This window comes from Priestia sp. FSL P4-0332, assembly GCF_038005845.1.
Classification (GTDB): domain Bacteria; phylum Bacillota; class Bacilli; order Bacillales; family Bacillaceae_H; genus Priestia.
Genome location: NZ_JBBOUA010000004.1, coordinates 1 through 22,841, shown reverse-complemented (window position 1 = coordinate 22,841; position 22,841 = coordinate 1). Strand labels below are relative to the sequence as shown.

General features: G+C 34.0%; 22 protein-coding genes. 8 read left to right on the top strand and 14 right to left on the bottom strand.

What is annotated here, in order from left to right; genetic code table 11:
• Window position 1: 1 nt before the first annotated feature.
• Complete coding sequence (locus tag MKY06_RS29015; RefSeq protein ID WP_029319861.1) at window positions 2-544, bottom strand: hypothetical protein; 543 nt, start codon at window positions 542-544, stop codon at window positions 2-4.
• 171 nt (window positions 545-715) lie between these two features.
• Here MKY06_RS29015 and MKY06_RS29010 point away from each other — a divergent pair, with 171 nt between their 5' ends.
• On the top strand, window positions 716-874 hold the full coding sequence (locus MKY06_RS29010; RefSeq protein ID WP_190238268.1) for a hypothetical protein: 159 nt from the start codon (window positions 716-718) through the stop codon (window positions 872-874).
• Window positions 875-1,145: 271 nt separating this feature from the next.
• Here the strand turns inward: MKY06_RS29010 and MKY06_RS29005 are convergent, their stop codons facing one another.
• A complete protein-coding gene (locus tag MKY06_RS29005; protein WP_097812777.1) occupies window positions 1,146-1,766 on the bottom strand; it encodes a polysaccharide deacetylase family protein in 621 nt (206 codons plus the stop codon).
• A gap of 378 nt (window positions 1,767-2,144) precedes the next feature.
• On the opposite strand from MKY06_RS29005, the gene yjcZ reads away from it, so the two are divergent.
• Window positions 2,145-2,261 carry a sporulation protein YjcZ gene (yjcZ, locus tag MKY06_RS29000; RefSeq protein WP_074684461.1) on the top strand — a complete coding sequence of 39 codons (117 nt, stop codon included), beginning with the start codon at window positions 2,145-2,147 and terminating at the stop codon, window positions 2,259-2,261.
• A gap of 744 nt (window positions 2,262-3,005) precedes the next feature.
• Window positions 3,006-3,152 carry a YjcZ family sporulation protein gene (locus MKY06_RS28995; protein ID WP_074684460.1) on the top strand — a complete coding sequence of 49 codons (147 nt, stop codon included), beginning with the start codon at window positions 3,006-3,008 and terminating at the stop codon, window positions 3,150-3,152.
• 538 nt (window positions 3,153-3,690) lie between these two features.
• On the opposite strand, the gene MKY06_RS28990 is transcribed toward MKY06_RS28995, so the two are convergent.
• Window positions 3,691-3,954 carry a hypothetical protein gene (locus tag MKY06_RS28990; protein WP_340962136.1) on the bottom strand — a complete coding sequence of 88 codons (264 nt, stop codon included), beginning with the start codon at window positions 3,952-3,954 and terminating at the stop codon, window positions 3,691-3,693.
• Between the two features lie 189 nt (window positions 3,955-4,143).
• On the opposite strand from MKY06_RS28990, the gene MKY06_RS28985 reads away from it, so the two are divergent.
• Window positions 4,144-4,572, top strand: coding sequence for a cell wall hydrolase (locus MKY06_RS28985; protein WP_097812776.1), 429 nt, complete (start codon window positions 4,144-4,146; stop codon window positions 4,570-4,572).
• A gap of 124 nt (window positions 4,573-4,696) precedes the next feature.
• Here MKY06_RS28985 and MKY06_RS28980 read toward each other — a convergent pair whose 3' ends face one another.
• The 4 genes from MKY06_RS28980 to MKY06_RS28965 form a co-directional block, all read right to left on the bottom strand.
• Window positions 4,697-5,068: a hypothetical protein gene (locus MKY06_RS28980; protein ID WP_223269040.1), complete on the bottom strand. Its 372-nt coding sequence runs from the start codon at window positions 5,066-5,068 to the stop codon at window positions 4,697-4,699.
• 123 nt (window positions 5,069-5,191) lie between these two features.
• A complete protein-coding gene (locus MKY06_RS28975) occupies window positions 5,192-5,665 on the bottom strand; it encodes a transporter (RefSeq protein ID WP_098502259.1) in 474 nt (157 codons plus the stop codon).
• Window positions 5,666-6,077: 412 nt separating this feature from the next.
• Window positions 6,078-6,230 carry a hypothetical protein gene (locus MKY06_RS28970; protein ID WP_170960126.1) on the bottom strand — a complete coding sequence of 51 codons (153 nt, stop codon included), beginning with the start codon at window positions 6,228-6,230 and terminating at the stop codon, window positions 6,078-6,080.
• 1,612 nt (window positions 6,231-7,842) lie between these two features.
• Window positions 7,843-8,598, bottom strand: a complete 756-nt coding sequence (locus MKY06_RS28965; protein ID WP_256995909.1) for a hypothetical protein — start codon at window positions 8,596-8,598, stop codon at window positions 7,843-7,845.
• Window positions 8,599-8,869: 271 nt separating this feature from the next.
• Here MKY06_RS28965 and MKY06_RS28960 point away from each other — a divergent pair, with 271 nt between their 5' ends.
• The 3 genes from MKY06_RS28960 (at window position 8,870) to MKY06_RS28950 (ending at window position 12,547) form a co-directional block, all read left to right on the top strand.
• The gene (locus MKY06_RS28960) at window positions 8,870-9,745 is read left to right on the top strand and encodes a DUF1259 domain-containing protein (protein WP_116299318.1); all 876 of its coding nucleotides are present in this window, start codon (window positions 8,870-8,872) and stop codon (window positions 9,743-9,745) included.
• A gap of 713 nt (window positions 9,746-10,458) precedes the next feature.
• Complete coding sequence (locus MKY06_RS28955) at window positions 10,459-10,917, top strand: hypothetical protein (RefSeq protein ID WP_029319874.1); 459 nt, start codon at window positions 10,459-10,461, stop codon at window positions 10,915-10,917.
• A gap of 133 nt (window positions 10,918-11,050) precedes the next feature.
• The gene (locus tag MKY06_RS28950) at window positions 11,051-12,547 is read left to right on the top strand and encodes a multicopper oxidase family protein (protein WP_116299319.1); all 1,497 of its coding nucleotides are present in this window, start codon (window positions 11,051-11,053) and stop codon (window positions 12,545-12,547) included.
• A 327-nt stretch (window positions 12,548-12,874) separates the two neighbouring features.
• On the opposite strand, the gene MKY06_RS28945 is transcribed toward MKY06_RS28950, so the two are convergent.
• The 6 genes from MKY06_RS28945 to MKY06_RS28920 form a co-directional block, all read right to left on the bottom strand.
• Window positions 12,875-13,888: a pentapeptide repeat-containing protein gene (locus MKY06_RS28945; protein ID WP_116299320.1), complete on the bottom strand. Its 1,014-nt coding sequence runs from the start codon at window positions 13,886-13,888 to the stop codon at window positions 12,875-12,877.
• 416 nt (window positions 13,889-14,304) lie between these two features.
• Window positions 14,305-14,511, bottom strand: a complete 207-nt coding sequence (locus MKY06_RS28940) for a hypothetical protein (protein ID WP_141524677.1) — start codon at window positions 14,509-14,511, stop codon at window positions 14,305-14,307.
• Window positions 14,512-14,813: 302 nt separating this feature from the next.
• Window positions 14,814-15,026, bottom strand: coding sequence for a hypothetical protein (locus MKY06_RS28935; protein ID WP_074684415.1), 213 nt, complete (start codon window positions 15,024-15,026; stop codon window positions 14,814-14,816).
• Between the two features lie 515 nt (window positions 15,027-15,541).
• On the bottom strand, window positions 15,542-15,916 hold the full coding sequence (locus tag MKY06_RS28930) for a spore coat protein (protein WP_116299326.1): 375 nt from the start codon (window positions 15,914-15,916) through the stop codon (window positions 15,542-15,544).
• Window positions 15,917-16,533: 617 nt separating this feature from the next.
• Complete coding sequence (locus tag MKY06_RS28925) at window positions 16,534-16,839, bottom strand: hypothetical protein (protein WP_047933833.1); 306 nt, start codon at window positions 16,837-16,839, stop codon at window positions 16,534-16,536.
• Between the two features lie 118 nt (window positions 16,840-16,957).
• Complete coding sequence (locus MKY06_RS28920; RefSeq protein WP_029319888.1) at window positions 16,958-17,173, bottom strand: hypothetical protein; 216 nt, start codon at window positions 17,171-17,173, stop codon at window positions 16,958-16,960.
• Window positions 17,174-18,089: 916 nt separating this feature from the next.
• On the opposite strand from MKY06_RS28920, the gene MKY06_RS28915 reads away from it, so the two are divergent.
• Window positions 18,090-18,614: an AAA family ATPase gene (locus tag MKY06_RS28915; protein ID WP_098278602.1), complete on the top strand. Its 525-nt coding sequence runs from the start codon at window positions 18,090-18,092 to the stop codon at window positions 18,612-18,614.
• Between the two features lie 246 nt (window positions 18,615-18,860).
• Here the strand turns inward: MKY06_RS28915 and MKY06_RS28910 are convergent.
• Window positions 18,861-22,841, bottom strand: a 3,981-nt coding sequence (locus MKY06_RS28910) for an Ig-like domain-containing protein (protein WP_340962123.1), incomplete at its 5' end; no start/stop codon positions are given.

Genomic DNA, 22,841 nt, shown 5'->3' with positions numbered 1-22,841 from the left:
ACTAATCTTCCTCTAAAGTAAGTTCGAAAATAAGCTGGTAATTACGGTTAGTTAAGTCAATTTCAATGATTTGAAAATCTTCTCCGTACCAATCCGTTTCAGTAATAATTAATTTGGCCGTAATGAAATAAAATTCATCCGAAAAATGAGGACGGAACGTATTTCCTAGGTCTTTCCCTGCTGCCTTATACTTTTTGAATTCCCGCAAGTACAATTCCGCATAAAATGGATTGTCTTTCCAAAAAATTCTAGCATTCTTTTCGACATGTGATTGGATATAGGTATCACGCTCTTTAGTGCCCATTTTCCTTATATGGCGAGGGTAGTCTAAGATGTGACCTTCGATAAATGATCCCTTTTCATCATGGAAGAAATCACCACACAGCCCTTCAATCGAAAAGTCATCAATATGCGCTCTGATACCAAAATCCTCTTGTTCTTCTAATTCTCGGTTAACAAGAATAGTAAGTACTTCTTTTTCATTCTCAGCTTTAGCAACGGCAAAAAAGGACATACCTGCACTGATAGCAAATAGTTTGGTCACATCGTGTCCCCCCGGATTTTAATGTGTTAATTCTCCCTATGATATTCAAGATTTCTGTTATAGGTAATTAATTACTAAATAACCATTTTAATTTTGGTTATTGTCTATGGTAATTATATCCTTTAATTATCACTTATTTGAGTGCGCACTCATTCTAGGAGGAAGCTTAAAATGCTTAAAACACTGCCTGGATTTAAGCGTTTAAATGCTGATATACCAGAAGAATTATTTAAAGAATTTGCTAAGAGATGTATTGAAGAAGGTATGTGCAAAAAAGATTCTCTTGTTCAGCTTTTGGAGAAAGAATTCTTTAAGAATTCAAAAAAGTAGAAGGAGACAACAAAATAAAAGGGCACTTTCCCGTCAAGGAAAGCACTCCATGTAGAACTCATAAAGACCTTTATTATAATATGGGGTGCCCTCAAAAAATGGAAGGGTCTTATCATGGATCGAACTAAAAATTATTGATAGGTATTGAAAATGATTTAAGTGTAGCTGCTGATTTAATTCATTATGTTAACTAAAAATATATATCATATACAGCTAAAAAAGAAAAAACTATCTTACTGTTGAGCCGAATATAAAAAAGTTAACCATCCTTTTAGGACCATTTTTCAATTTTGTATGCAACTTGGTGGAACTCTGGAACTGTTAAAAAACGATAATTATTTTTTAATAAATATGTAATGATTTCAGGCAATGAAGTAACGATTTGGTCTCTAGGTCCACTACCGTATTGATCCCCGTCATGCATTACAATGAGACTCTTTTTCTTGATTCCTGAAATGACATTCTTTTGTATACTTGAGGGGGATTTCTCCTGCCAATCTTTACTATCTACATTCCATAATACGGAAGTCATCCCAAATTTCTTAATAGCATCAGCATTTTTATCATTTATTGAACTATAGGGAGGACGAAATAAATCTGGAGAATGTCCTATTATTTTCTTGATTTGAATATTTGTCGAATTAATTTCCTTCCACAATTCATTCCTTGAAAGGGTTGTTATATCAGGGTGGTTCCAAGTATGATTGCCAATGATATGCTTTTCCCTATAAATTCTTTGTATTATATCTGGGAATTTTTTCACTTCTGAACCAACAACAAAGAATGTTGCGGATATATTATATCTTTTTAGAATATCTAAAATGGAGATTGTGTAAGCTGAAGGTCCATCATCAAAAGTTAAAGCAACATACTGAGGTATATTTTGATTCATATATTCACTCCTTTTTATAAATAAAGATATTAATTATATGTAGAAATCTCTTGAGTTTGTATAATTCAAGGGATTTTTATTACAAGATAAATCTTAGTATTATTAATCAAAGATTAAGGTGACTATTATCTATAAATTGTATTATTTTAACTACACCTGTATATTCACTACAGCAAAAAAAGAAAGAACCACTGTTCACCATGCAGTAGCCTTTTTAAGATAAATACTGTAGAAAGAAAAGTCTGTCTTTTTAAATCAATTGAAAGGCTTTTACATATTCCTGTTTGGTCATTTTAAATTTATTTATAATAGACTAGTTTCTTAAAAGTAAGAGGACTATTTTATCTGTGAAAGTGATAAAAATCTAATAGAGAAGGGATTCTTTATACGTCTAATTGCGGCGAATTTGGAGCTGCTTTATTAATTGTATTATTTATTCTTCTTATCATTATTGGATGTAGTTGTTTTGGCGGAGGCTTTGGTAGCTACTCATAGTAATAACTAAATAAGAAGAACCCTTATTCAATAAAATAGGGGCTCTTATCATTTCTGGGAATAACGATTATGTTTACTAAAGATGTATAAAATACGCAGCTTAAAAAACGAAAAAACTACCTTATGGGGAGTTTTTCTAGTCGTAAAATATAGATGTTAGCTGATGCTTTATTACATTTTGAGTAGTTTGTTCAAATGATAGAAAAATATTAATTTAGGCAAGTTACCTAAAGAAAAATGTAGGCATATAATGTAACTTGAATAAATTTCGTCTCACACGTAGAATCCTTTTAACTTCATTTTTCACCTTCATAATTCACAAAATCAAAAAAAGAAAAAACAATCTGTATTGGAAGACAGATTGTTTTTTTAAAAAAAATAGAGATGGCTTTATCGAAGTGGCATTCCTAGAGCCTTCTCTAATAATATTCAAAACCTTTTCAGATAATGAATTCCAATAAAATCCATTACACTAACTAAACATATATATGATATACATCTAAAAAACAGAAAAACTCCCAGGCGGCAGGGGGTTTTTCTGTTTTTTTAACAACTGCAAATCCGTTAGGGAGGTAACTGATCTACGGGCTTAAATCGGATGGTTCATTCATTCTATGTAAACTAATCTAAAGGGTTTATATATATCTACAAAATCCTATTATTTTTACCAGTTCAGAGTATGGGCTGGCATTTTAATTTTCTATGCATATCTTAAGAGTATTAAACATATAGGGGGGTGAAAATATGGGCTTTGGAGGTTATGGTGGCGGTTGCGGCTATGGCGGAGGCGGCTGTGGTTTTGGTAGTGGTTTTGCTTTAATTATTGTGCTGTTTATCTTATTAATCATTATCGGTGCTTCTTGTTTTGGCGGCTTCGCTGGAGGATGCTAATCATTAAATCCAGTTTGTTTGAAAAAAAGTTAGCTAGATGCTAGCTTTTTTTATTCACTTTTTCTATATATACTTAGCAATTGCTGATAATGCACATTATATTAACTAACTTTGTATATTCTATACAGTTTAAAAAAAGAAAAAACTATGTTTTATTGATGACTCTAATCATCTTGGGTAGTTTGCTCAAATTGTTAAATGTTATTCGTATAGATAATTCACCTGAAAACAGGTCGATGAATAGAATGTAATCTGAATTCTGAAGAATCATCCGTTTTTTTTTGGAAAAAGCCCTCCTCAGGGTATCTATCTAAACATAAAAAACATTGGCTAAGTCTTAGCCAATGTTTTTTATGTTTGTTGCATCATTTGTTTTATTCATTATAGGCAAGTCACTTAAGTAAAGAAACTGAATATGCTGAAATTGGTAAATTTATAAAGCTTTGATTTTCTGAATTTAGTAAGTTATTTCAAAAAAAGCCTTAAGATCATTGATCTTAAGGCTTTTTGGATATAGTTCATTTAATATAAAAAGGGACTACCAAAACCAGGGCCCTCCCCAACCGATTCCAGGGCCAAACCAAGGTCCCCAACCAAATCCAGGGCGTCCAAAACCGAAACCGAACCCGAAACCAGGTCCCCAACCAAATCCGGGGCGTCCAAAACCGAAACCAGGACTACCAAAACCAGGGCGGCCGAAGCCAGGACCACCAAAACCTGGTCTTCCAAACCTCATATCTCCATAGGGTAACTGATTTTCTTGAAAATATAAATTAGGTAACAAATGCATTTCTGAATTCATGACAAAAACCTCCATTTTTTCTTATCAAAGCAAGAATATGCATTTACCTAGTTTCCTTCTTGGGTGAATGTCCATATTTTTGGGAAAATAGGCAGGAAGTAATGGTAGAGAAAAGCCTATTTTTAAAAAAAATGAAGAAAAGACATTATACGGGCCATAGGGAAATATCCTATTTCTGGAGGTGAAATTATGGCGGTTGTTAAAGCGACAACTTCAGACATAGCTCTTTTAGCGAGGCTCCTTAGAGCAGAAGGTGAAGGTGAAGGTGAACAAGGAATGCTTCTTATAGGAAATGTGGGGGTTAATAGAATTAGAGCAAATTGCTCTGATTTTAAAGGACTGAGAACTATTCCACAAATGATTTATCAACCGCATGCATTTGAAGCTACTCAAAAAGGCTATTTCTATCAAAGAGCACGGGAAAGTGAAAAACGTTTGGCACGTCGATCTGTCAGAGGAGAACGTAGTTGGCCTGCAAAATTTAGCCTATGGTATTTCAGACCTCCTCAACAGTGCCCTCCAACATGGTACAATCAACCTCTTGTTGCTCGATATAAGCTTCATTGCTTTTATCAACCAAAAGCTGAAACATGCGAAAATATTTATAATACTTATTAGGAATTCTCTATAATTTTATAAGATGATGTATTAATCTATATCATTAAAAGCAAAAAAACTAACTTCTTTCTGACTCAAAGTTAGTTTTTTTGCTTTCCAAATTGGATATTTTCAAAGGATTTCCTCAACGTCCAAGTCCACTATGAAGTATATTTGATGTTAAAAAGGCACCAACAGGAGGTAAATCACTATTGCTAACGGCAGGTCCTGTGAGACTTGTATCTGTGGTAGCCACCCAAGTTCCACTCCTACCTGCTAGCAAAGAAGGTGACATCATAATAACCCGCCCACTTAAAACAAGATGTCGAATTCTAGTAGTGGAATCGTCAAACATAGTTAAGTTACCAGAATATGTGGCATAAGGTGAATTAAAGGTGATTTGTTTGCTCCCCTCATTCCAATATCCGTTAATAGGAATGAGGGTGCCCCGAAAATTAACTGTACCCATTACTCTATTCTCTGTAATAGAGTTAATGATAAGCACACCCCAAACCATAGGTCTACCTGCAATCTCAGCGTGGATACCCCATCGTGATGGGAATGGCATACTAGCCCTGACATTCTCTGTATGTTGCAAAGCTGGTTCCCCCCTTTTTCTAGGGCTATAAATTATGAACACTTAGAAACATGTAAATGAAACAATTCGTCTTGTATCTATACCAAAAATAGTCCAGAATCGCCCGTTCCATCTGAAACCAGCAACTGATCTCGGTCCTACAAAAATAGGGTAATACCAAAAACTTGACCCATTTCTAAGCCATATATAGGTGTTACGGAATAAACATAAAGAAATGGCTCCTGGATCGACTGCAAATGGTGTTGCCGTTTGCTGTTGTGGGATAAATGCTGGTGGTGGGGAAGTTGGAGCTTGTTGCCCACCACCAGGTGATCCAGGGAAACCGCCAGGTGATCCAGGGAAACCGCCAGGTGATCCAGGGAAACCACCAGGTGATCCAGGGAAACCACCAGGTGATCCAGGGAAACCACCAGGTGATCCAGGGAAACCACCAGGTGATCCAGGGAAACTAGGGGACGGGAACTGTGAGTCTAAAAATCTTGGGTAATAATAAGAATCTATATAATTTGCGTCCATATTTTTCACCTCAATATATTATTAATACCTAATACAGTATGAGAAATAGGCCCAAAATGTTCAGACCCTTATGAATATAGCAAAAATCTTCTTGTTCAAACGAAAATCTCTATGTTAAATAAGTTCCAGGAGAAATATACAAACGGGTTAGTTAAACAAAATGCCTTAAAGAGTGTTTTAGTTCAGTGGTAATAGCATCTTTATAGATAAGGTGCTATTAGTTATTTCCTATAAAATTCATTATGTTAATTAGCTTTGTATATGATATACAGCTTAAAAACAGAAAAACTTCCCGAATGCGTTAAGGAAGTTTTTCTGTTGCGGAAATTTTGGGCAGAAAGCTAATAAGCTTCTTGAGTAGTTTGTTCGTAAAAGCAAATCTTATTCGTAACAGCGTCTTACTCTTTAGAGATCAATCAGCTTTACCTAACCCTTTTTTAATTAATTCTAAAATAGCTTCATTTCTAGAAGATATTGTTTTAGATTCTTTATACTCATCAATCCTTTTTACAATATCAACAGGAAGCCTTACAAATTGAGCATGTCTTTTCTGTTTCTCATGCATAAGTATAGTCCCCCACTTTTAAAATGAAAACGCTTAATTAGATAAGAATGACGATTTAAATCCATAATAATCAGATAAGTTTAAGAATATCAATCATTAAAAAATTACATTTATGGTAATGAAGTGGAAAAGTGTTTTTGGCAATCCTTTTACTGTAGATATAGTGCCTATAAAATCAAATATGCTAGCTACATGTGTATACTATATATAGGTTAAAAACAAAAAAGCTACTGGCTTCAACAGTAGCTTTTTTTGTTTGTTGAAAGGTAGTCGTAAAGTGATGATTTATCCATCTTAGCTAGTTTGTCCAAATGATAAAAAAATTATTCATAATGGACAATTTGTTTAGTAATGAATAGTAACATATATTATGTATTGTAAATAACAGATCTCTTACTCTATCATTATTCTTTTCGAATAAACCTCTCAGGCGTCAAAAGCCTCTTTGTTTAATGATCGGAGGGGCTTTTAATGTTGATAAAAAACATTATATGAACTAAAAGTCTATACCAAATATATCTTTAAAGTCAAAAAAACTACTGATGTGTGCCATCAGTAGTTTTTTCTCCCATTTATAGAAAGAGACAAAATGTTTCGTCGCATAATTTATGATATGTAAAGTAATTACAAGTGCTTGGACAAGTACTGGTGTTATTTAAGATTTATACTATTTTTGCGTCTATTTCTTATAGATGCTGTAGAAAGAACAGCCTGCCCTTTTTAAATCAAAAGAGGCAGGCATTTTTGATGAGTATAACAGGTTTTCTTAAAAACCTGTTATACTTCCTATAAGAAATAGAGACCTTACATTAATAAATTAATTAATAAGAATAACCATCGTTTTTCTTGTCTTTACATTTAGACTTGTATTCTTTATTTTTTTTACATTTATATTCCTTATGCTTGTCCTCTTTATACTTCTTATCTTTTGACTTGCAATAATATTTACACATGTTTATCACCTCCATTATTAGTTTCTATATATCTTATTCATTGATTAATAAAATGTTTGTATGCTTGTCCTAAGACAGGACAAGCATTTTGTATAAGTGAGGCACATTATATTAACTAGTTTTATATATCGTATACAGTCTAAAAGAGAAAAAGCCTCTGTTGCAACAGAAGCTTTTCCTTTTGGGTTCTAAATTGGGGATACTTTTCAACATTTTGAGTAAATCGTTTGAATTATGGGTCAGTATTTAAGACAAGAATTCAATCCTTTATTGCTTGTCCCCGCTAAAAGGTCTTTTATAATAATGTTAATCTTAGCTATGACATCCACAATCATGTTTGTCCTTATGGTGATCTTTATGGTGATCTTTATGATGATCTTCGAAGATTTCTTTTAAAAGTTTTTCAAAGGCTTTCTGAAGGATAGATTCACAGTTGTGTTTGTGTTCATGTTTTTTTTCATGGCAGTTACCCACTATAATTCCTCCTTTCTCATTTCTCTTAATATACTATTCTTTAATCAAGAAAGTGCTTGTGTGCTTGTCTAATATAATCTGAATCCTATATAGAAAGCCTTTAGGGTAACTTGTAAAAAAAGTTTTCTTTCTAATAAAATTCATTATATTAACTAAAAGTGTATAAGGTATACGTACACTTTTAGTTAATCGAAAAACTGATAATAAAGGTTATCAGGCATGTCAGGGTTTTTAGGTCGAAATCCTCTCATGACACACATTGAGCATTCCGTGTTGAAATAACTAGTTGTATTAGGGTCGAAGAATCCTGCGCAATGTAGCCAAGAGTGCATCATAGAACCAGTGATAAAGTTTAGAGTAGCAATATCAATTAAGGTTGGGTCAACAATAAATGATAAGGGTACAAAATTCTGAGTAAAAGCAGTTAATGCAAAGACAATAGTATTATTGTTAAGTGGAGCAGCGAAGATTTTCGCTCTTGGGGAACGCCTAAATCCATTATCACGTATAAGTTGAGTAAACTGATCCATAGCTATATTAGTAGCTGTTAGTCCATTTTGAATAGGTGATTCACTATACCAAGCAGGGCGTAAATTCTGTGTTGCATATATGTTTATACAAGCTGCCATTTGTGAAATTCCAGTGTTTGTTCCGCCATTCCATTTTTCATTCATATGAGTAGCCCATACCAACATAGTTTCACTAATGGCATCTCTGATTCTTTGTTCTTGTTCTACATTAAATCGATTATCAAGATCAAAATAAATGTTAGGTGGCAAATCTGTAACTCCTAAAGGCGTAGGGACAGGTATAATGGTTTCTCTAAATGTAGTTGGATATAAAGGGATTACAAAGTTTGTTTTTAACACATCTTGGAATAGCAGTTCCATAACGATTACAGTTTTTCTAAAGTTAAAGGGCATTAATTTTTCTCCTTTCATAAAGTTATATAGTGCTTGTACTAGTAAAATATGCAACTAAATGAAAAGAGTTTGGGCATGTTCTGATATGAAAAAAAAACGTTTGAATCATTAGTTCCAATGGCTTTTAACTCAGATGACACTCATTATGTTAACTAGATTTATATACCTTATACATTTTAAAAACAGAAAAAGTTATCTAAAGAGAACAGTAGTAGACGATTGCCCATTTCTTAATTTATGTAAGTACATATTATAACAAGATTATATGTTATTTATAGGAGGCATTTTCATGAGGAACATGGACAATCAACCATCTGAACTCTGTCGAGAGTTTGCAAGAATACTTGACTCAACGCCAAGTGTTATTAATAGCGTATGTACTGCAACTAGATCTCGTACCAATCTCCATCCTGTAGTATTAGGGAGAAGAGCAGAATCTTTCATGTTTGTACCACAAGCTTTTTCTTTTGAAGACGTTGATCGAAATGGGAGAGCTTTATGTCTTGGGGAAACAGTAATTCTCCAAGATGAAATTAATCCATTCATGAGTAAACTTAGGGAGCATGGCATCATAGTAACTGCTGTTCATAACCACTGGTTATTTGATGAACCACGTCTAATGTATATGCACTTTGAATCTATTGATCAACCACTTTCTTTTGCGAGAAAAGTTAGAGATGCATTGAGTGTATTGACTACACGTAATGTTTATCCTGATTGTAAAACCATAACTTCTGATTATAGTAACTCATCTAATCTCTGTGACAGATTTAATAACATTCTGGGGGGATCCATGCATACATTTGAGAATGGAATTTGTACAGTAATGAAATCTCGTACAAACATTCACCCTGAGGTTCTTGGGAGAAGAGGAAGATCATTTTTACTAATCCCTCAAATGTTTACATTCGAGTCTATGACAGAAGATGGTCAGGCTCTTTGCAGTGGAGAAACTGTGATTTTGCAGACTGAAATCAATCCATTTATCACTAGGCTTCGAGAACATGGTATCATCGTAACAGCTGTTCATAATCATTGGCTATTTGATGAACCACGTCTAATGTATATGCATTTCGAGTCTATTGATCAGCCACTCTCCTTTGCAAGAAAAGTTAAGGATGCTCTGAGTGTACTTACCACTAGGCAAGTATACCCTAAAGAGTAAAATGCAACTTTTTATCTAAAATGCATTTACTTATTTATGGAATCTATATTATGTTAACTAAACATATATATATCATATATAGCTTAAAAACAGAAAAATCCCCGTTGGTTGGAAGGAATTTTTTCTGTTCTTAAGGAGATGAGCTCAAAACAATGATTCATCCATCTTGGTAGTTTCTCAAATTATTTTTGTTTTATTCCTACGGACAATTTACTTCGTAATGGGCAGCAACATATATTACACGTGACAGATCTCTTGCTCTATCTTTATTTTCATCCTTTGCTAGGAGGGTAAACAGCCCATGAATTAATTCATGGGCTGTTTTTAACTCATTTTTATTGACTGGACAATTCACTTAAAATAGGCTAATGAATATAATTTATTTGGTAGTTAATTTAACCTTCACCTTACCTTTTTTCTAAATCTACTTATCACGCATTAAAAGCCCCTTTAATGAACTGAAGAGGCTTTTAATACTGGAAAAACTCATATGTAAACTAGTGTTATATACAATATGCATCTAAAAACAGAAAAAGAAAGGTTTTGGTTTGGTTTTATGATTACTTATAATTTTTATTATGTTAACTAACATTGTATTGAGTATTCATTTCTATCTATTAGGATTAATAATATAACTCATAATACAATAGTACAATCAATTTTAATCTACTCACATACCATAATAGAAATAATAAGTGAGTAGGTGACTAATAGTGTCAGATCGAAACTGGAAAAGATATTCACCTGCCTATGGCTACGTTACACTCATAGGTTCCAAACCCATCATGGTCAACTCAGGTGAAAGTATAACGTTTAATCAAAACGGTCCATTAAATCATATAAAGTTTGCCTTACCTAGTGATACCTTAATAATTAGTAAATCCGGTGACTATAAGATTGAATATGTATTATTAATCGATGGTCCTTCTTCTTCTTCAACGTATGGTTTGATTTTAAACAATTTCTTAGTAAAGGATAAGCTTACCCAGTATGGTATACAAAGACAAGTGAATGGAGCGAGTCTAATGCTCATTGGACAAGCTATTATTCATATCCCAAAAAACTCAACATTGGAACTTAGAAACATCGGTCCATCTACGGATACTTTGTTACCAATTATAGGTGAACAAGAAGTTAATGCTGCATCATTAACAGTAGTGAAGCTTAATTAATTAAAAAAATATTATAAACCCTTATATATCAAGTTCTATAATAAATATGGACAAGTATACAAGCAAAAAAATATTTATTTAATAGAATATAGTCAATTAATATATTCTGTTAGATAAAAGGAGATAAAAATGTTTGGAGTTAAAAAAATTTGTTGATACCCTTCCAATTCCTTCAATAATCAGACCAAAGGGAATGTATAAAGGCAGGCCGTTTTATGATGTATGCATGATTGAAACACTACACAAGTTTCATAGGGATTTACCTAAAACCAAGGTATGGGGCTATAATGGGTTAGTACCAGGTCCAACTTTTAATGTAGAAAAAAATCAACCCATATATGTGAGATGGGCAAACAACTTACCTGAAAAACATTTTTTACCAGTGGATAAAACCATTCACGGAGCTAGTCATAATCCAGAAGTAAGAACTGTTGTACACCTGCATGGAAGCCCCTCGGAACCAGCTAGTGATGGTCATCCCGAAGCATGGTTTACAAGAGGATTTAGACAAACAGGTCCTCACTTTATGAAAGAAATTTATCATTATACGAATGAGGAAAGAGCAACTGCTCTCTGGTATCATGACCATGCACTTGGGGTTACTCGTCTGAATGTGTATGCGGGTCTTGCGGGACTTTACTTCATTCGAGATGAGCAAGAAAGATCACTGTCACTTCCTAAGGGTAAATACGAGGTACCTCTAATTATCCAAGATAAAACATTTAATCTAAACGGTTCGCTCTTTTATCCTGCACAACCAGACAATCCATCTCCTAATTTACCATACCCTTCAATTGTTCCTTCATTTTTAGGGGATACCATTACGGTTAACGGGAAAGTCTGGCCATTTTTAAAAGTAGAGCCTCGCAAATATAGATTCCGTTTATTAAACGCTTCCAATACTCGAACATATCAGTTCCAATTAAGCAACCTGCGCCCTTTTGCTTTAATTGGAACTGATGGTGGCCTTCTTTCCCGTCCAATTAAAGTGAAAAGTTTGGATGTTTCACCAGCTGAACGGATCGATATTGTTATTGATTTTTCAGGGTTGGAAGGGCAAAATGTAATATTACAAGATGGTTTTGAATCAGAAAATCCAACTGGCGAGATAATGGAATTCCAAGTAACTAAATTTTTATCCTGTCCTGATCAGAGCAGACTTCCATCTCTCTTGAGCCATATTGACCGTATTCCATTAAATAAAGTGAAAAAGATAAGACGATTGACATTAAATGACTCGCAAGACGAATTTGGACGTCTTATGCTTTTATTTGACGATAAGGAGTGGATGGACCCAGCAACAGAAACACCCTTACTTAATTCTGTTGAAATATGGGAGTTAGTGAATTTGACCCCCGGAATTCACCCTATTCATATACATCTGGTTAATTTTCGTGTACTTGATCGTTATGATCAAAATGGAAACTTGGTAGCTCCTCTCCCAGCTGATTTTGGTTTAAAAGATACTGTTCTAGTAGGTTCAGGAGAAACCGTACGAATCATCATGAAATTTCATCCATTTTCTGGAGACTACGTATGGCACTGTCATCGTTTAGAACATGAAGACCATGACATGATGAGACCGTTAAAAATTATACCTTCCAATCGTAATAAATACAAATCAAACTGATAGATAAATTTCATTGGGAAACGAACTTCCCATTAAACTGATTATGTAAGATATTTTGTATATCATATACATCCTAAAAACAGAAAAAACTATCTTGGCGTATGGAGATAGTTTTTTTCTGTTTTTTTATTGTAATCTTTTGCTGATGCTTCGTTGCTAAAAGCTTTATCTAATAATGATAATATGTGATTTAAAACCTATGATAAATAAAAAATTAGTTTTTTGTTATTATCATAAGTTTTGTCTAAACTAATTACATAAAAAAGGATGCGGTCCTTTTATATAACTTATCCCTCTTTTCAGCAATTGCTTTTTCATTTACGTTTTTTATTTAGTTCCATTGGTTATATCGTTTTTGAAGGGATAGGCTACAGTTATATCACCATAGGGACCATCTTTGTATAAATTGTCTAGGAATGAATCACGATGGGATGAAGTCCCAAGATCGGAATTACGATAAGATGGAGTCTCAAAATCTGAATCACGATGGGATGAAGTCCCAAGATCGGAATTACGATAAGATGGAGTCTCAAAATCTGGATCATGAGGGGATGAAGTCCCAAGATCGGAATTACGATAAGATGGAGTCTCAAAATCTGAATCATGAGGGGATGAAGTCCCAAGATCGGAATTACAATAAGATGGAGTCTCAAAATCTGGATCATGAGGGGATGAAATCCCAAGATCGGAATTACGATAAGATAGAGTCTCAAAATCTGGATCATGAGGGGATGAAGTCTCAAGGTCGGAATTACGATAAGATGAAGTCTCAAAATCTGGATCATGAGGGGATGAAGTCTCAAGGTCGGAATTACGATAAGATGAAGCCTCAAAATCTGAATCATGAGAGGATGAAGTCTCAAGGTCGGAATTACGATAAGATGAAGCCTCAAAATCTGAATCATGAGGGGATGAAGTCTCAAGGTCGGAATTACGATAAGATGAAGCCTCAAAATCTGAATCATGAGGGGATGAAGTCTCAAGGTCGGAATTATGATAAGATGAAGCCTCAAAATCTGAATCATGAGAGGATGAAGTCTCAAGGTCGGAATTACGATAAGATGAAGCCTCAAAATCTGAATCATGAGAGGATGAAGTCTCAAGGTCGGAATTACGATAAGATGGGGCCTCAAAATCTGGACCACCTTTTTCTTTTCTAACTTTTCTTCTACCCATTTGGTATTCTGTTTCATGATAAGTCGGAACAGCGTAGAAACGATAATCAAAATAAGTAGGGTGGGTATAATACATGTCTACAGGATATGAATTTTTGCATTTATGATCAGTTGGGTGATAGGTATGCATCAGAGGATAATATGGAACATAAACATAATAGTTCATTTATTCACAACCTTTCATTTTTCATTCATCAGCATATGACCCAATTGCTTGGTTTGTGTTACTAAAAAAAATTTCATATGAACAAATATTAAGATTATTAACCGCAGCAATTATAAGGGACCAACTCCTTATTTTCACGAGAAGTTACGAGGGATATTTAATCATTATATTTAAGCAATATCTAAAGGTTTTCCCTTCTTATAAAATCTTTCTTATCCTCTTGATTAGTTTGTTCAAATTGGTAAACAATTTATGTATAAAAAAGAAAAATATTGGTTTTTACTTGTAACCATCAAGATTTTTTCTTTAAGAATAACCATTCTATATTGTAGAGCCTATTTTTTAGACTAGGTGACACTAATACAAGCCATTTTTTTTATTGTGAATATAATATCCTATTCTATATATAGGGGGTATTATATATGAATTGTTGGAATCGTCTTGTATTTTGTTGTAGATGTAGACGTCGTCATGAATGTAATCATCACCATGGTTCTAGCTGTAAACATCACCATGAATGCGATCATCACCATGGTTCTAGCTGTAAACACCACCATGAATGTAATAATCATCATGATCACCGTTCTAATTGTAGATGCCATCGTCACTGTGATTGCAATCATTGTGACTGTTCTAAATACTAAATATAACTCTATAAGAATGGGATGGTCTAAGAATAGACTATGCCATTCTTATTAAACAGATTATGTAAATTGTCTTTGTATGTCGTATACAGCCTAAAAGCAGAAAAAAAACTACTGGATCCATCAGTAGTTTTTTGTAATTATACGAGTATTAAGTTAATTTTTAGAATTTATTACATTAAATTAGATGTAAGTGTTTGGTCAAACATGGAGATTTTAAAATATATCTAATAAAATATATAGTCAAATGAAGCATGTCCAATTCTAAATAAGATATATATTTAAGCTGTTGTTATAGCTTGAATCTGATTAGCATTTACTGTGACAATATTTGTGCTAGCGTTTGTCCCAGTACCTGTTCTAGTTGCAAAAGAAGCTAAATTAGTTGTAGCATTAAAGCTTGAAAATACAAGATTAGTAAGCGTAGCACCGCCTACGACTAAGGTTGGAACTGGTGTTCCAGGATCTAAGATTCTTAATAAGTCTGTAATCATCCTTTGTATCCCCCCCTTATTGCAATAAATTAAATATAAATTATAAATTTACATTTGATTTATTATATGTAAATTTCAAATAAGAGCTTGTACTATTTAATTATTTATTATAAAAACAAATATCGAGAATAATAATTATGTTGCTAAAAATGTATAGTATATATAGATTAGAAACAGAACAACTACTGCTCTTGTACAGTAGTTGTTCTGTTTACGGCAAGGTTTTTGAATGTATGTTTCATTGCATCAGTTCACTCTAATTATTGTTATTTTTTTCATATAGACAATTTACTTAAAGTAAGCTAATGAATATGATTTATTTGGTAGTTAATATAATCTTTATCTTAATTCTTTTCATAATATAATCATTACACATTGAAATCCTCTTCAGTTAATCACTGAAGAGGATTTTAAATCCATTATGCTAACAAGAAATTAAATGCTTGCCCGATACCATTTGAATTTTTGTATGATGAGCTTTTCTTAAGTTGACTTTTATTTAGTTATACACTGCCCTAGATAACTAGTAAAATAGTCAAAACTAATATAAAACTTTGTATAAAAATAACTGTATCAATATTAGTTGTAGTAGCATGAACATCTTTAGAATTTTCGATAATAATTTTATGATTGCTAGATTGTATAACTTTTGCAAGGAGTAAAACTTCGATTGTAATTAATCTTATTGAATTAGCATCCAAACCTATTAACGTTAGAATAAAGGTTAAAACCTGCAATAATGATTGTAAAATTATTGCTGTTTGTGTATCTGTGATAGAAATATTAACATTACAAGAATCTTTAACAACAACTATTGAATTGGAAATTTGCTTGCTTAGGATTTTTTGTATTGTTTCCGTTCCAATGAGTGCATTGCTATTAAAGTTCAACACTCCACCTCCCTTTTTAAGATATAATATATTAATATGAAAAAGAAAAAGTTTTGCTTGTATGCTTGTCCTTTTCAGGCAATGAAATTTAAAGATAGGGGTAGCTACTCCTAAAGTATCTATATAGTGCATCCATTAGATGGTTTTTCCTTAATAGTTATGTTCTTGTTTAAGAAACATAGCTTTTTAATTCTGATAAAGCTCATTATATAAACTAAAAGTGAGTAATTTATACAACCTAAAAACAGAAAAACCATTGCTTCTGTACAGTAGCTTTTCTCTACTTAGAACAGAAAATTTGGTGTGATTTATATAGAACCTTATAAACTAAATTGTTTTGAAAATTTTAATAGGACTAAACTTTTTTGGTTTTTACTATTCCATGGTTAATAATTTTAAAAAGGCTTCTATTTTTAAGAAGCCTTTTTGTTGCAGAAAAAATATGCATCAGAGTATTTTAAATTCTATAAACGTTTGTAAAGTAACCTTATATTTGTATAAATGATATGGAAGTATAAAAATATCTGTTATTAATTCTCTATAAACAATATTACAGTAAGGGGTATCTTCACTGATTAACAAGACACAGAACAGGGCATTATAGTGTGAAAATTATTTCAAAGTGTAATAGCATCAATACGCTCACAATCAACTAAAAGAATACCATCATTCTTTCCCCAAAATGTAGCGAGACCAGTCTTAGGGTTAAATCCTACAAAATTCTGAACTTTTATTTGTGTACCATTTACTAAAAGGTTTTTAACCTTTTTTCCTTGGTGAAAAGTTTCTAAAAGGCTGCACACACTTTTAGAACTGTATTTTGAATTCAGATCAATATGATATACCTTCTGATTATGATTCTCAGCTATAGAATTAGAATTGAATATTTTGGGATTGGTAAAACGGTTAACGAAAATTGACATTTTAGGTTTCCCTTTCTTAGTTTGGATAATATCTGAATAGAGCGTTTCTTTAAATTAACAGAAGAGCTCTTTTACAAGCTCTTCTGCAATTACACTGTTACACTATTATCTTATAATGCTACTCAATTCGAAGTGCTTGTATATCTCTACAATCTAAAACAATAATAGTTCCTGTCTCCGTTTCCACATCAACAAAAGTTGCACAGAAAGTATCCAAATTAAAGTTAGTAAAAATAAGGTCTTCCAGTACATTTCCGTTTAGAAATATATCAACTTGTGTCCCTGGTTGTAATCTTTCTAACTGATCACATACACATTTATGATCTCTGCCCATCCAAAACCCCTCCTTAAAGAAGAAAAATAAATTCACATTGCTATATATTATATGAAAAATATTAAACATTGAATGGACAAAGTATGGAGGGAAAATACCTATTTTTAGCTGTATATTAACATCAACACTAAACTTGTACATGATAAGCTTGTTTAGATAAAAAGGACCATCGAGATTAGAAACTAAACCTTAAAAGTTAGATACATTGCCTAAGTACCTAATGAGATCAAACTCTTTATCGTACGAGGCTCAACCCTTTTAATTTTATTCGTTTACAATTACAGTAAAGCTTGTAGATCTTCTAACTCTTGTTTAAATCGTTGCTCAATTTTCACCCCTCAAATATTCCACATCGTATTAAAATCTACATCTAAGCTCATATTTTCTGTATTATTTACCTTACCAATATCGATATAACGGTTTCTACAGATAGGAATAGATTACTAAAAGGGCAGGTTTAAGTCTGTGCTCTAAGTTATATAAGGTTATATATAGTTATTATGGCATAGAATAAGTGAATCAGGCTATTAGTCGCTCACTTTATGGAAGCAATTTAGATCAAGCATGAAATATAGAATTAATAAGAAAACTTATCCACACCTTTGTGGTTATCAGAGTTGTACGATGCTAAAAAGATAATTGCCTACTATTGAAAAATATTATGTATATATTCTATATAGTAATAAGTCTCCTTTATTGTATCTGCAAACATATATACAGTTAACATGATCATAAAATTTAATTATATAACAGAAAAAATGCTATCGATCTTTTAAAGTAGCTTCTTATTATGTAAGCAGAAAGAGTTATATTTTAAAGTAGCCGACCCATTTTACGGCTTATTAATATAATCTCATAGCCTATACTAAATTCTATAAGCGGCCTTTAATTTTATAAATGGAGTGATGGGAGCTCTATGTGTAGAATTGTAATCTTTGGGAATAGTTGTGCAGGTAAAACAACATTGGCTACTTCTCTCGGAAAGGACCTAATGATACCTGTTTATCATTTGGACTTATGGTTTCGTGATAAAAACATGCAAAGGATTAAACAGCTTCGGCGCCAAAGGCGCAAATTCAGAAGGCAATTAGACAAGGTAGTAGAGCAAAAAGAATGGATTATTGAGGGATGGGGGTATTTTGAAACTTACGATATACGTTTTGAGAAGGCTGATGTAATTATTTTTTTAGACCTTTCACCGGAAGAGTGTAAGAAACGTTTAATGAATAGAGAGAATTATAGAAAAAAAGATGGAACGGTTGATAAGAGAACCTTGAATAATCATTTACACAAAATTGATAAATTTCATCAAACAAACCGTCTTCTTATATTAGAGTTGTTTCAGAAATATGAAGGGACATATGAGAAAACCTTATTTCCTATTGTGAAAAAATTCAATTATGATCAGCTGATGACTGCTCTTAAAAATATAGTATCGTAGCAAATTTTCTTTATAAATAAAAATTATTGTTACCTCTTATACACAAAATATCAAATAATGTTTTCTTTTTCTAAATGTATTTTTGTATTTATTTTTGCTAATATTTTTAAGCCTTCATTTCTTCTTTTTCACTAAAAAACACCTTTACATTCAATGTTAGTTATTAAATGTGAAGGTGTTTTTATTTTGTGAAATTAGAGAACCGTGAATTACTTTATTCGCAATCAAAGGATCAGTTTCTATATCTTATTTTTTTCTCTTTTTAGAACATTCATCCCGAGATTTCTCTTTTTTTGTTTCAGAACAATCATCCTGTGATTTCTCTTTTTTCGTTTTAGAGCAGTCATTTTTTTGTTTGCGTTTTTTCTTTTTAAGACGTTTTCTTTTCCTTAGATTGTTGACTGGACGGCTAATTGGGGGTGTAGGTGTAGGCGCCCTTTCTACAGTAAATGTAACCGTAGCTTCACTTGATACCCCATCCGTATTTGTTACACGCACGACAGCAGTGTCCGTTCCTACAAAATTAGGGTTAGGAACATAAATAAATTCACCTGTTATTCGATCAACCAGCAACTGCCCGTTTTGTGGATTTTGAGTCACTTGATAAAACAATTGTAGAGAATTTGGATCTGTGGCGATAATTCGTCCTGTTGCAATAGTATTAACCAACAATCTAAACGTTTGGGCTGCTATGATAGGAGGCTGAGGTAACCTACCTACTATAATTGTAACTAGCACAATAGAGTCTGTGCCTAAATCGTCTCTTACTAATACTGTAAAGGAATCTGTTCCTATAAATCCGGAGTTTGGTTGATATACAAACCTCCCAGAAGCATCAAGGGTTGCATTGCCATTAGCCGGTTCAGTAGTCAGTGTGTAATTTAATGGTCTTTGTAATAGATTCGTTGCTTGCACGCTGTCGATCACCTGTATCCCCTGAAGAGTAGTAAACGTATTACTGCCTGGTGTAATGATATTATTACTTGGAGTTGAATTAACAGTCACAACTGAGAATGCCTCTTGCCCAGTGTCATTCCTTACAACAACAACAAACTGATCTTGACCGACAAACCCTAAGTTTGAAGTATAGGTGAATGTGCCGTCTATATTTAAAATCACTACACCGTTTGCAGGCGGTGTTACCACTGTGTAGGTGAGGGGTCTTCCTAATGCATCAACCGCAATAATTTGACTTCCAATAATTTGACCTGTTGGAATTGTCAATTCCTGATCCTGTGTACTAATCGTATTATTTATTCCTTCAACTACAACGTTCACACTGCTCGTTGCAAACTGACCCAAATCATTTTGGACAAGTACGGTAAAGGAGTCAATACCGGTAAAACCCATATTGGGTGTATAAATAAATGTACCATTCGCATTGAAAACAATTGTTCCATTTGAAGGTAAATTATTTACTTGATATGTTAACGGCCTTCCTAGTGTGTCGGTTGCTGTAACTTGCCCTGTAACCGGTTGGTTTGCTTGCCCTCTCACTGTAAGAGGAGTAACTGTAATAATATCTTGATTTTCTTGAACCACTACTCGAACAATTCCAATGGCTGAATTTCCTCGATCGTTTTGGACAAGTACGGTAAAAGAGTCTATTCCAAAAAACTGAGGGCTCGGCGTGTATGTGAATGTGCCATCCGGATTTATTCTAACTGTTCCATTTAAAGGTGGCAGGTTCAATGAAAAGCGAAGAGGTCTTCCAAGAGAATCGGTAGCTATTACTGTCCCTGAGACACTCACATTTTGTTGGGTTTGCACTGTTACATCCTCTAGTGTAATAGTGCTCTGGGCTGGATTTATTATTACAATAACCGGTGCAATTGCTTGGTCTCCCTGATTATTCTGAATAAGCACATCAAACTTATCAATACCGCTTACACCCGGAGTTGGTGTATAGATAAAAGTTCCATCCTGGTTCACAATTGCTGTTCCGTATAATGGAGGAGTGTTAAGCGTGTAGGTTAACGGCCTGTTTAACTGATCGCGAGCTGATACTTGATCGTTTACTGACTGATTTTCCTCTGTTCGAACCGTCGTATTTGTCACTATAATTTGATTTACTAGTGGGGTAACAGTCACTTGTATGGTAGCTGTGGCGTTTAAACCAGTTTGGTTCTGAACAGCCACTGTAAATGACTCAGTTCCCACAAATCCTGAATTTGGTGTATACGTAAAGGTGCCATCCGGATTTAATACGACTATTCCATTTGGTGGTGTGCCAAGTAACGTATAGGTTAATGCTTCACCTTGAGGATCAACTGCCTGCACTGCCCCTGACACTGGCTGTTCTTCAATTGTAGTCAAGGTTTGATCAGACACAATGGGTGCCCTTTCTACCGGTCCTTCCGTAACAATGGAAACAGTTGCAACAGCTGTATTACCGAGAACATCACTTACAAGCACTTGGAATTGATCTGTTCCAAAGAATCCAGCATTTGGTGTATAACTAAATGTGCCATCTGGGTTAACTAAGACAGATCCATTAATAGGATTAGATGTAAGTGTATAAAACAACTGATTTCCACTCAAATTTGTAGCACTTATTTGCCCAGAAACTGGTGCATTGAATAAAGTAGTTATCTCACTATTAACAACTGAAATTCTGTCTCCTACTACTACTGTCACAACAGCGTTAGCAATACTTTGGTTTCCAGCTGAATCTCTAACAACGATACTAAAGACATCTTCTCCGGTGAATCCAGGATTTGGTGTGTAAACTAAAGCACCATCTTGATTTAACACAACGGTTCCATTTGATGGGGAAATGGCTACAGCATAACTTAACGGAAAGCCCGCTGGATTCACAGTGGCAATAGATCCACTTACAGGTTGATTTGCTAAAGTAGTTAAAGTGAGCCCTTCAGCACTAATCGGTAAATCTTGAGACTGCACTTCCACGGTAATAGTTCCAAACCCTTGGTTTCCAAGAGCATCTCTGGCAAAAACAGAGAATGAATCTGATCCTACAAAACTTGGGTTCGGCGTATAGGTAAAGGTGCCATCTGCATTAATAATGGCGGTACCATTAAGTGGCGCTAAACTCAGCCCATATACTAGTGGATCACCTTCAGGATCAAAGGCAGGAATTTGCCCTGTTACAAACTGTCCCTGTACAGTCGAAATTGATAAATCTATAACGAGAGGTGGTTGATTTACTCGAATTACACTTATAGTCACAAGAGATTGTGCACTAGCTCCGCGACTATCCCTTACCTCTACTGTAAAAGAATCCAAGCCAATAAAATTAAGGTTTGGTGTATATAAAAATGTTCCATCTGCATTTACCACAGCTGTGCCGTTAAAGGGAGTACCAGATAAACTGAAAGTGAGTAAATTATCATCTGGATCTGTAGCGAACACTTGCCCATTGATTGCTACGTTTTCTATAGTCTGAAGAATAACATCACTCGTAACTGGCGAATCATTCATATCAATAACTGTAACATTTACAATAGACACTGCTGTAAGACCTGTTGAATCTTCTACAATAACTGTAAATAAATCTGGACCTACATAATTAGAATTTGGTAAATATACAAAACTTCCATCTGCATTTACTATAACGTTCCCATTTACTGGAGAGGTTCCTAAACGATAAGTGAGTGGATCCCCATGCGGATCGGTTCCTACTACCTGGCTGGTTACGGATTGGTTTTCAGGAGTAGTAATTGAATAATTCGGTACAGTAGGTGGCTGTTCAACTGGTATAACAACAACAAATACATTAGTAATAATAAATTGTCCAGTTGAATCAGCTATACTTACAGTGAACGTATCGTTTCCAGCAAAATTCTCATTTGGTATATAAGTGAATAATCCTTCTTGATTGATTATCGCTGTTCCATTAGTCGGTAGATCTTGTAAGGTGTACATTAGAGGGTCTCCATCTGGATCAGTTGCCACGATTTGGCCTGTAACTGGGATTTCTTCCAATGTAGTAACCGTAATAACATCTGGCCCTACTGGTGGATCATTTATTGGCAGAACCGTAATCGTGATGGTAGAAACGGCCGTTTCTCCCTGGCCGTCGCTTACTACTACACTAAAGCTATCTATCCCATTGTAATTTTCATTTGGCGTATACGTGTAGGTGCCGTCTGGATTCACAACGACGGTTCCATTTACTGGACCTGTCAGTAACCCGTACGTCAATGGTCTGCCATCGACATCCGTTGCCACCACTTGGCTATTTAAAGTCGTGTCTTCATTGATTAT